Below are 8,280 nucleotides of genomic sequence, written 5' to 3'. Positions count from 1 at the left end.
GCGGCGAACCCCAGCATCGCCAGCAACAGGCCGGCAACGACCTGCTTGCGGGACGGCCGCAGCAGCGCCTGCTTGAGGCGGTCGGTGGCCGTGCTCGCGGGGCTGCCGGGGGTCTCGTCAGGCATGGAACAGGTGCCTCCGGATGGCGGCAGCGTTGGTGAAGATCCGGATCCCGAGCACGACGATGACACCGGTCGAGAGCTGGCCGCCGACGCCGAGGCGGTCACCGAGGTAGACGATCCCGGCCGCGATCACGACGTTGCTGAGGAACGAGACGACGAACACCTTGTCGTCGAAGATCCCGTCCAGGTAGGCGCGCAGCGCGCCGAACACGGCGTCGAGCGCAGCGACCACCGCGATGGGCAGGTAGAACTCCAGCGATTGCGGGACATCGGGAGACAGCACGAATCCGAGAGTGACACCCACCAGCAGACCGAGAACGGCGATCACGGCGCCTCACCTCCTTCGATCTTGGGATTGCTCAGGACCGTCGCCGACCGTAGCTGCCGGGTCGACGCGGGCGCCGCCGGGAGGTGGAGGTCGTCCTCGTTGTCGGCCTCGTAGGGAAAGCCGTACCGGTCCTTCAGCGCGAGGAACTGCAGGCCCGGGGACGTGTCGATGAAGTTGGCCGACAGCGTGCGCTGGTCGCCGATGACCAGGATCGTGTACGGCGGCGCGATGCCGATGCCGTTGACCTCGACGGGCTCCCCGGAGTTGCGGATCCCGCTCATCGGGGAGAGGCGCTGGCCGTTGATGGAGATCGCCTCGGCGCCGGCGGCCCAGAACCCGTTGGCCAGCAGCGCGAGGTCGGTGTCGCGCACGACCGCGTCGTCCTCACCGGCATTGGGCGGGTTGTCCAGGGTGGCGCGGATGCCGTCGCCGGTGACCGGTTCGAAGCCCGTGAGCGCACCCATTGCCGTCGCGTCGGCCTGGGTGTCGCTGTAGCGCGAGCCCAGCGACCGGAGCGTCGCCTCGGCCGCGGTGTTGGCAGCGCGCTTGTCGGCGATCTCCGCCTGCAGGTCACCCACCACGGCGCGCCGCGACTCGATCCGCGAGATCAGGCTGGCCCGGCTTGCGTCGTCCACGTCCGCGTTCTGCGAGGTCTGTACGGCGGCGACCGTCACGAGCATCGCGAAGGCAGCCATCACGAGGACGACCGCCACGCGCGGTCCCGCCCCTTCGCGGGTGTCGACGCCTCGCCGCGACGCCGCCGCCTGGTAGTCGCGGTCCAGCGCCTCCAGCGTGATCAGGGTCAGCAGCGGGGTCCGGGTCCGGTCGATGGTGTCAGGCATGCGGGCCCGCCCCCCGTGGGCGACGCTCGGTCGTGGCGAGGAGCTTGCGCACCTGCCACGCGTAGAGGACGCCGGCCCACCAGTAGAGGCCGATCCCCCACAACGCCAGCGACCAGCCGAAGATCTGCGCGAGCGTGGCAGCGGTGCCCTCGCCGTCGCCGAGGAACAGCAGCGGGAAGGCGTAGAGAAGGTTGAAGGTGGCGGCCTTGCCCAGGAAGTGCACCGGCAGGGCGCTGTAGCCACGGGTCCGCAGCAGCGGCACGAGGCCCCACAGCAGCAGGTCGCGCAACGGCAGCGAAGCCGCGACCCACCACGGGATGACGTCGCGCAGCGCAAGCCCGATCACCACGGCCAGGATGTAGAACCGGTCAGCGACCGGGTCGAGCAGCCTGCCGAGCTCGGACTGCTGGTTGAGCTTGCGCGCCAGCCAGCCGTCGAGGAAGTCCGTGCCGCCGGCGACCATCAGGACCACGAGCGCCCAGACGTCGGCCTCGGGGCCGAGGACGAGCCACAGGAACAAGGGAACGCCGAGCAGCCGCGAGGCACTGATCACGTTGGGAACGGTCAGCACCTGACGGCCCGCGGCAGGTTCGTCGCGCGTCTCGGGTGCACCCACGAGCGCCACCCTAGTTGGCCGCCTGCTCGTCCGAGTGCGCCGCGTCGCGGATGACACCGACCAGTTCCTCGATGACGTCCTCGAGTGCGGCGACGCCGAGCGTCGTACCGTCCGCCTCGACCACGCGGGCCATGTGGGCGCCCCGGCGCTGCAGGACTTCGAGGGCGTCGTGCAGCGGCGTGTCCGGCGTGACCGTCGCGAAGGGACGGATCCAGCGATCGCCGACCGGCCGCATCCGGCGCTCCTCGTCGGGCTCGAGGACGTCCTTGATGTGCAGGTAGCCGATCAGCTCGCTGGGCCCGTCGGTGCCGTCCGACACCACCGGGAACCGGCTGAACCCAGTGGCGGCGCAGATCGCCTCGACGTCGGCTCCGGTCGACCCGCGCACGACGGTCGCCAGGGAGTCCTGGGGCAGGGTCACGGCGGCGATCGTCTTCTCGGTGAAGCCGAGCGCGCCGGACAGGCGGCCGTACTCGTCCTCGGCGAGCAGGCCCTCGCCGTGCGACTCCTCGACCAGTGCGGCGACCTCCTCGCGGGTGTAGGTGCTGCCGATCTCGTCCTTGGGCTCGATGTCGAGCAACCGCAGGATGCCGTTGGCGAACGCGTTGATGACGACGATGATCGGGCGCAGCACGAGCACGATCCCGTACATCGGCGGCCCGAGGATCAGGGCAGCACGGTCCGGGCCCGCGATCGCGAGGTTCTTGGGCACCATCTCGCCGAGGACGACGTGCAGGAACACCACGATCGTCATCGCGAGCACGAAGGCGACCGGGTGCAGCCAGGCGTCGGGCACGTGGAGCTCGTGGAAGACCGGCTCGATGAGGTGCGCCAGCGCCGGCTCCCCCACGGCACCGAGGCCCAGGGAGCAGATGGTGATGCCCAGCTGGGCGCCCGCCATCATCTGCGACACCCGCTCCATCGCGGCCAGGGTGATCTTCGCCATCCGGGAACCGGCCTGGGCCCGGGGCTCGATCTGGCTGCGTCGTGCGGAGATCAGGGCGAACTCGGCGCCCACGAAGAACGCGTTCGCGGCGAGCAGGAAGACCGCGAGCAGGAGGGCGGCGACGTCATTCATCGACGACCTCCACACGCATCGAGATCCGGTCGATCCGCAGGCCGTCCATGTGGTCGACGGTCAGCACGGCACGGCGGGCCGGCTCGTCGTCGTCCTCACCCTCGGGCTCCAGCGGCACGACGGCCCGGTCACCCGAGGACGGGATCCGGCCCAGCACCTGCAGGACCAGTCCGGCCACCGTGTCGTAGTCCTCACCCTCCGGCAGTGCGACACCGGTGAGGTCCTCGACCTCGTCGGGGCGCAGCAGGCCGGACAGCGACCAGGTGCCGTCGCGGCGCAGGCGGCCGCGGCTGCCGAGGCGGTCGTGCTCATCGGCGATGTCACCGACGATCTCCTCGATCACGTCCTCCAGCGTCACGATGCCGGCGTGGTCGCCGTACTCGTCGAGGACGATGGCCATCTGGAAGCCGTCGGCGCGCAACAGGGCCATCAGCGGATCCAGGCGCAGGGAGTCGGGCACGACGATCGGCCGGACCATCAGGTGCTTGACCTTCGTCGTCGCGCGTTCGTGCAGGGGCAGCGCAACGGCGTTCTTGACGTGCACGGTGCCGACGACGGCATCGGACTCGTCGAGCACCGGGAACCGGGAGTTGCCGGACTCGCGGGCCAGCGCGATGACGGCACTGGCGCGGTCATTGGCCTCCAGGGAACGGGTCCGCACGCGGGGCGTCATGATCTCCCCTGCCGTACGGGTGCCGAACTCGACCGACCGCTCCATCAGCTCGGCGGTGTCGGCGTCGAGCGTGCCCTCGTCGGCACTGCGCTGGATCAGCGAGGCCAGCTCGGTGGAGCTGCGCGCCGAGCGCAGCTCCTCCTGTGGTTCGACGCCGAGCCGGCGCACGACGGCGTTGGCGCTGCCATTGAGCAGCCTGATCGGACCGGAGGCCGCAGCGGTGAAGGCCCGCATGGGGCGCTGGGTGAGGCGGGCGGTGGTCATCGGCAGCGCGATCGCGAGGTTCTTCGGGACCAGCTCGCCGATGAGCATGGTGAAGAAGGTGCTGAGCACCAGCGCCGTGGCCACGGCAACCGGACTGACGGCACCCTCGGACATGCCGGCGCTCCGCAGCGGTCCCCGCAGCAGTTCGGCAACGGCCGGCTCCGCAAGGAAACCGATCGCGAGATTCGTGATCGTGATCCCGACCTGGGCGCCGGACAACTGGGTCGACAACGAACGCAGTGCCTTCTGCACGCCGATCGCCGAATGGTCGCCTTCGTCAGCGGCACGGTCGACCTGGCCGCGGTCGACCGTCACGAACGCGAACTCGGCGGCGACGAAAAGGCCGCACGCCACGATGAGGAGGATGGCAAGTCCCAGCAACAGCCAGGCGGTCATCAGGGTCCTTCACAGGGCGGGGCGGGAGACCTCCACCTTAGCGGTCGGGGTGATCCAGCCGACGCCCGGCTCGAGCCGCCTGATGACGCGGGCCGGGACACCACCCACGACGGTGTGGTCCTCCACCGTGCCGCGGACGACCGATCCGGCCGCCACCACGCAGTTCCGCCCGATCGTCGCGCCGGGCAGGATGATCGCGCCGTGCCCGATCCAGGACCCGGAACCGATGCTGACCGGCTGGTGGGCACCGAACTGCTGGCCCACCGGGACCTCGGGGTCCTGGTAGCCGTGGCTGGCGTCGGAGATGAAGACGTCCTGCCCGAACCAGACGTCGTCGCCGATCGTGATCGACTCGTGGGCCGTGATGCAGATCCGGGCGCCGAGGACGGACCGGTCACCGATCACCAGGGCGCGCGGGGGCAGCACGCTCTGGGTCGGTCCGTAGCCGACCGACAGGGTGGCGAAGCGGCCGATCAGGGTGTCCTCGCCGATGTGGATCGCGCTGGCGCCGTACAACGTCGCGATGGGGAAGCCCAGGCAGCTTCCGCGGCCGAAATGCCCGAACCCGTCGGCCAGATCGGTGCCCGGCGCCACGTCGCCGACCTGCTCCACCCACCGCCAGACAGCGTGGACGGAACGGTTCAGGAAGCGGCGCGAAGGCAACCGGACGAGAGGCACCGGGCGAGGTTACCCAAACGCAACACTGGAGAGGTGTCGCCGGTTCGTTCCTGCACGGTTTCGAGCCGTAACATCGGCTGGTGCAGCAACCCCACGTCATCGCCTATTTCGCCGACGACCCGACCCGGGTCTACCAGCTCCTGCAGTGGATTCCCGTCCTGGAGCGGCTCGATGCAACCCATCCGGTCGGCATCCTGACCCGGAACGCGGAGACCCAGGCGATCGTGGAACAGCGGACCTCGCTGCCGGTGTACTTCGCGCCGGGCTTTGCCGACCTCGCCCAGCTGTACGACGACCTCGACGCCAAGGTCGTCGTGTACTGCAACAACTCGATGTGGAACTTCAACTCGCTGCTCGACGGCCGGATGCTGCACGTGCACATCAACCACGGCGAGAGCGACAAGCACTCGATGGTCTCCAACAACGCCAAGGCGTACGACCGCGTGTTCGTCGCCGGCGAGGCTGCCGTGCAGCGGCACCGCGCGGCGCTGATGGAGCTCGACGAGACCCGCCTGATCCGGATCGGTCGCCCGCAGCTCGACCTGCGCCCCGCTCCCCTGCTCCCCCGCAGCGAGCGCCGCACCGTCCTCTACGCCCCCACGTGGGAAGGCGACGCGGAGTACAACGACTACACGTCGGTCGACGTCTTCGGTGCCGAGATCGTCGCCTCGGTGCTGGCTGTCGACGACGTGCGCCTCGTCTACAAGCCCCACCCGAAGATCACCTCGAGCCTGACCCCGGCCATCCGCGAGGGACACCAGGCCATCCTCGACCTGATCGAGCGGGCTGCCGAGAGCGACCCGGAGGCCGGGCACGCCGCCATCTGGCAGGGCGACATCCTGGCTGTCTTCCCGGGCTGCGACGCGATGATCACGGACGTGTCCTCGGTCGGCCTCGACTGGCTGTACCTGCAGACCGACAAGCCGATCATGATCACCGACCGCCACCACGACGCCGAGCGGTTGCGCCAGGAAGTGCCGGTCAGCCGGTGCGCCGACGTCCTCGACGTCGACAACCTGGCCGGGCTGACCGACCTGCTCGCCGACCGGCTCGACCACGACGAGCACCGGATCGCGCGAGCCGCGATGCGGCACCACTACTTCGACGACAACGGTGTCGGCGACAGCACGGTTCGGTTCGTCGAGGCGATCACCGAGCTCGTCGACCTGCGCGACCAGCACCAGGGATCGGCGGTTGTCGGCGCCGCCTGACAACCTTCCCCCATGCCTGACACCCGGGACGTCTACGCCGCGGAAGACCTCTTCGCGAGCTGGCTCGATGAAGCCAGCCGCCGTCCGGGCGAGCCCTTGCGGATCCGGGTCGGCACCGCGCTGAAGGACTTCGAGCCGGAGACCGAGCCCCGGTTCACCGACCCCGGACACGTGCAGGAGTTCGTCGACCGCGTGCTGGCGCACCTGCGTGCCGCCGAGAGCAGGTACGACGACGGGTCGGGCCTCGACCTCGCCGCAGTGCCGATCGTGGTCCGTGCGCGGCGCGGCCACCGGCAGGCCCACTACGAACGCGATGAGCTGCCGCTGCGCGGAGTGATGGCCATTCCCCCGCGCGAGGTCGGCGGCGCGTGGTCGCTGCGGGCGGCCGTCGTACTTCATGAGGTGGCGCACCACCTGCGCGGCGGCGCCGGCCACGACCGGGACTTCCGTACGACGTACCTGCGCCTGCTCGAGGACATCGGGATGCCGGTCCTCGCCGACCTGCTCCACACGGCCTACCGGCTCAACGGGCTGGACACCGGCGTCGACGACGAGGACCGCACGTTGTTGCGGATCGGTCGACTGCTGCGCCAGGCCGAGCGCACGTCCAACACCGCCGAACGCGACGCGTTCTTCGGCAAGGCGCAGGCGCTGGCCACTCGCCACCAGATCGCCCTCGCGGTGGCCCGTGCGACCGCGAGCGTCGAGGAGCATCGCGAGGATCCCGCGTGGGAGACCGTGCTCATCGGAGAGAGCGGCAAGCGCTCGCTCGCGCGCTACGTCCGGCTGATGCTGGAGATCGCCCAGGCCAACGACGTGCGGGTCGCGATCTACACCAGCAACACCCGGGTAACCCTCTACGGCTTCCCCTCCGACATCTCGATCGTGAAGGCGCTCTACGCCTCCCTCGTCACCCAGATGGTCAGCGACGGCGATGCGCACCTGCGCTCCGGTGCCCACAAGGCCGACACCCGCGAGGTCTGGAACGCCAGGCGCCGACGCTGGGAGCTCCAGCCCGTGCACGGATCGACCGCTCGCGCCGCCTTCTACGAGGCCTGGGCCGACCACGTCGGCGAACGCCTCAAGGCCGCGCGCGACCTGGCCCGAGCTGCTGCGATCAAGGCCGACGTCGCTGCCCCCGCCGCGTCCACCTCCACCGAGCTCGCGCTGCGCGCCAAGGAGGTCGAGGTGGTCGACTACTTCAAGCTGATGCGCCGCGACCACGGCATCCGCGGCACGTGGAAGGGCACGGCCTCCGCGGTGCACGCCGCACCGGGCTCTCGCGACGCCGGCATCAAGGCGGCGGCGAGAGCCCGGCTCGGAACCGAACGGGCGCTCGAGTCTCAGCTGTAGTCGTTCTCGACCAGGCTGTGGTTCTGGACGTACTTGACTCCGCTGACCCAGTACTCGGTGTTGAGCGTCGTGGTGAGCTGGACCCAGTCCACAACGCCCGTCTCGTCGTCAGCCGTGAGGGTGATCCCGCTCGTCCGGGCAATGATCTGGCTGGCGCTGGTGCTGCAGGTTGCCGTCTTGGCGACCGTCAGGGTGAGGGTGTCGTACGTCGCGCTGTACGAGTAGCTCACCCCCGCGGAGCTCTTGGACACCGAGCCACTGAGGGTCCAGGAGGTCGAGCTCTCGATCCCGCTCATGTGTGCCTTGACGGTCTGCTTGACGCAGAACTTGGTGTAGGTCCCGTTCTTGAAGACCCAGCTCTCGAACGGGTAGGAGTCGCTCGGGTAGCCGATGAGCGCCCTCCGGTTCTCGTCGTTGTTGAAGGTGTCGTCGTCGGTGCAGAAGCGCACCTTGCCCGAGTGGTAGATCCACGCGTTGTGGGAGCCGGCGCCCTGCCAGGGGTCGTCCTTCTCCAGGTATCCGTCCGACTGCTTGAACCACCCTTCGCCGCAGCCGTCGGCCGCGTACGCCGCCTGCGCCGGCACGAGGAGTGTTGCCAGGATCATCGCCGCAGCGATGCCGATCTGCTTCGCCTTTCGAACCACGAGACATCCCTTCCTAAGGCTCCCCGAGATGGGAGTTCCCGGAAGTTAGCAGCGCCGCGTCGGCCGCCACCATGA

The 8,280-nt window shown here is 69.6% G+C and carries 9 protein-coding genes; 2 read left to right on the top strand and 7 right to left on the bottom strand.

The window, feature by feature from the left end:
* Positions 1–117 precede the first annotated feature (117 nt).
* Genes ACOADB_RS12685 through ACOADB_RS12660 form a run of 6 tightly spaced genes read right to left on the bottom strand, consistent with a single transcriptional unit; the run spans position 118 to position 4,997 of the window.
* Positions 118–450 carry a small basic family protein gene (locus ACOADB_RS12685; RefSeq protein WP_056716562.1) on the bottom strand — a complete coding sequence of 111 codons (333 nt, stop codon included), beginning with the start codon at positions 448–450 and terminating at the stop codon, positions 118–120.
* Positions 447–1,292, bottom strand: coding sequence for a DUF881 domain-containing protein (locus ACOADB_RS12680; protein ID WP_378598930.1), 846 nt, complete (start codon positions 1,290–1,292; stop codon positions 447–449). The genes ACOADB_RS12685 and ACOADB_RS12680 overlap by 4 nt, the downstream gene beginning before the upstream one ends.
* Positions 1,285–1,908, bottom strand: coding sequence for a CDP-alcohol phosphatidyltransferase family protein (locus tag ACOADB_RS12675; RefSeq protein ID WP_378598927.1), 624 nt, complete (start codon positions 1,906–1,908; stop codon positions 1,285–1,287). The genes ACOADB_RS12680 and ACOADB_RS12675 overlap by 8 nt, the downstream gene beginning before the upstream one ends.
* 10 nt (positions 1,909–1,918) lie before the next feature.
* Entirely contained in the window at positions 1,919–2,986 is a 1,068-nt protein-coding gene (locus ACOADB_RS12670; RefSeq protein ID WP_378598924.1) for a hemolysin family protein, read from the bottom strand.
* Positions 2,979–4,319, bottom strand: coding sequence for a hemolysin family protein (locus tag ACOADB_RS12665; RefSeq protein ID WP_378598921.1), 1,341 nt, complete (start codon positions 4,317–4,319; stop codon positions 2,979–2,981). Before ACOADB_RS12665 ends, ACOADB_RS12670 begins: the two co-directional genes overlap by 8 nt.
* Before the next feature lie 9 nt (positions 4,320–4,328).
* Positions 4,329–4,997 carry an acyltransferase gene (locus tag ACOADB_RS12660; protein ID WP_378598918.1) on the bottom strand — a complete coding sequence of 223 codons (669 nt, stop codon included), beginning with the start codon at positions 4,995–4,997 and terminating at the stop codon, positions 4,329–4,331.
* A gap of 80 nt (positions 4,998–5,077) precedes the next feature.
* Here ACOADB_RS12660 and ACOADB_RS12655 point away from each other — a divergent pair, with 80 nt between their 5' ends.
* Positions 5,078–6,208 (top strand): CDP-glycerol glycerophosphotransferase family protein, encoded by a 1,131-nt coding sequence (locus ACOADB_RS12655; protein WP_378598915.1) that lies wholly within the window; start codon positions 5,078–5,080, stop codon positions 6,206–6,208.
* Positions 6,209–6,220: 12 nt separating this feature from the next.
* Positions 6,221–7,561 carry a DUF7168 domain-containing protein gene (locus ACOADB_RS12650; RefSeq protein ID WP_378598912.1) on the top strand — a complete coding sequence of 447 codons (1,341 nt, stop codon included), beginning with the start codon at positions 6,221–6,223 and terminating at the stop codon, positions 7,559–7,561.
* On the opposite strand, the gene ACOADB_RS12645 is transcribed toward ACOADB_RS12650, so the two are convergent.
* Entirely contained in the window at positions 7,552–8,205 is a 654-nt protein-coding gene (locus tag ACOADB_RS12645; RefSeq protein ID WP_378598909.1) for a hypothetical protein, read from the bottom strand. The two genes, ACOADB_RS12650 and ACOADB_RS12645, sit on opposite strands and share 10 nt — an antisense overlap.
* Positions 8,206–8,280: the final 75 nt, after the last annotated feature.

Origin of the sequence: Nocardioides sp. CPCC 206348 (assembly GCF_048654705.1) — a bacterium.
Taxonomy (GTDB): Bacteria; Actinomycetota; Actinomycetes; order Propionibacteriales; family Nocardioidaceae; genus Nocardioides.
The sequence above is the reverse complement of the archived record's forward strand: the minus strand, read 5'-3'. Positions and strand labels throughout refer to the sequence as shown.

Coding starts and splice junctions, on each gene's coding strand:
- ACOADB_RS12680 (WP_378598930.1), bottom strand. CDS start 1,292: ATGCCTGACACCATCGACCGGACCCGGACCCCGCTGCTGACCCTGATC.
- ACOADB_RS12670 (WP_378598924.1), bottom strand. CDS start 2,986: ATGAATGACGTCGCCGCCCTCCTGCTCGCGGTCTTCCTGCTCGCCGCG.
- ACOADB_RS12665 (WP_378598921.1), bottom strand. CDS start 4,319: ATGACCGCCTGGCTGTTGCTGGGACTTGCCATCCTCCTCATCGTGGCG.
- ACOADB_RS12650 (WP_378598912.1), top strand. CDS start 6,221: ATGCCTGACACCCGGGACGTCTACGCCGCGGAAGACCTCTTCGCGAGC.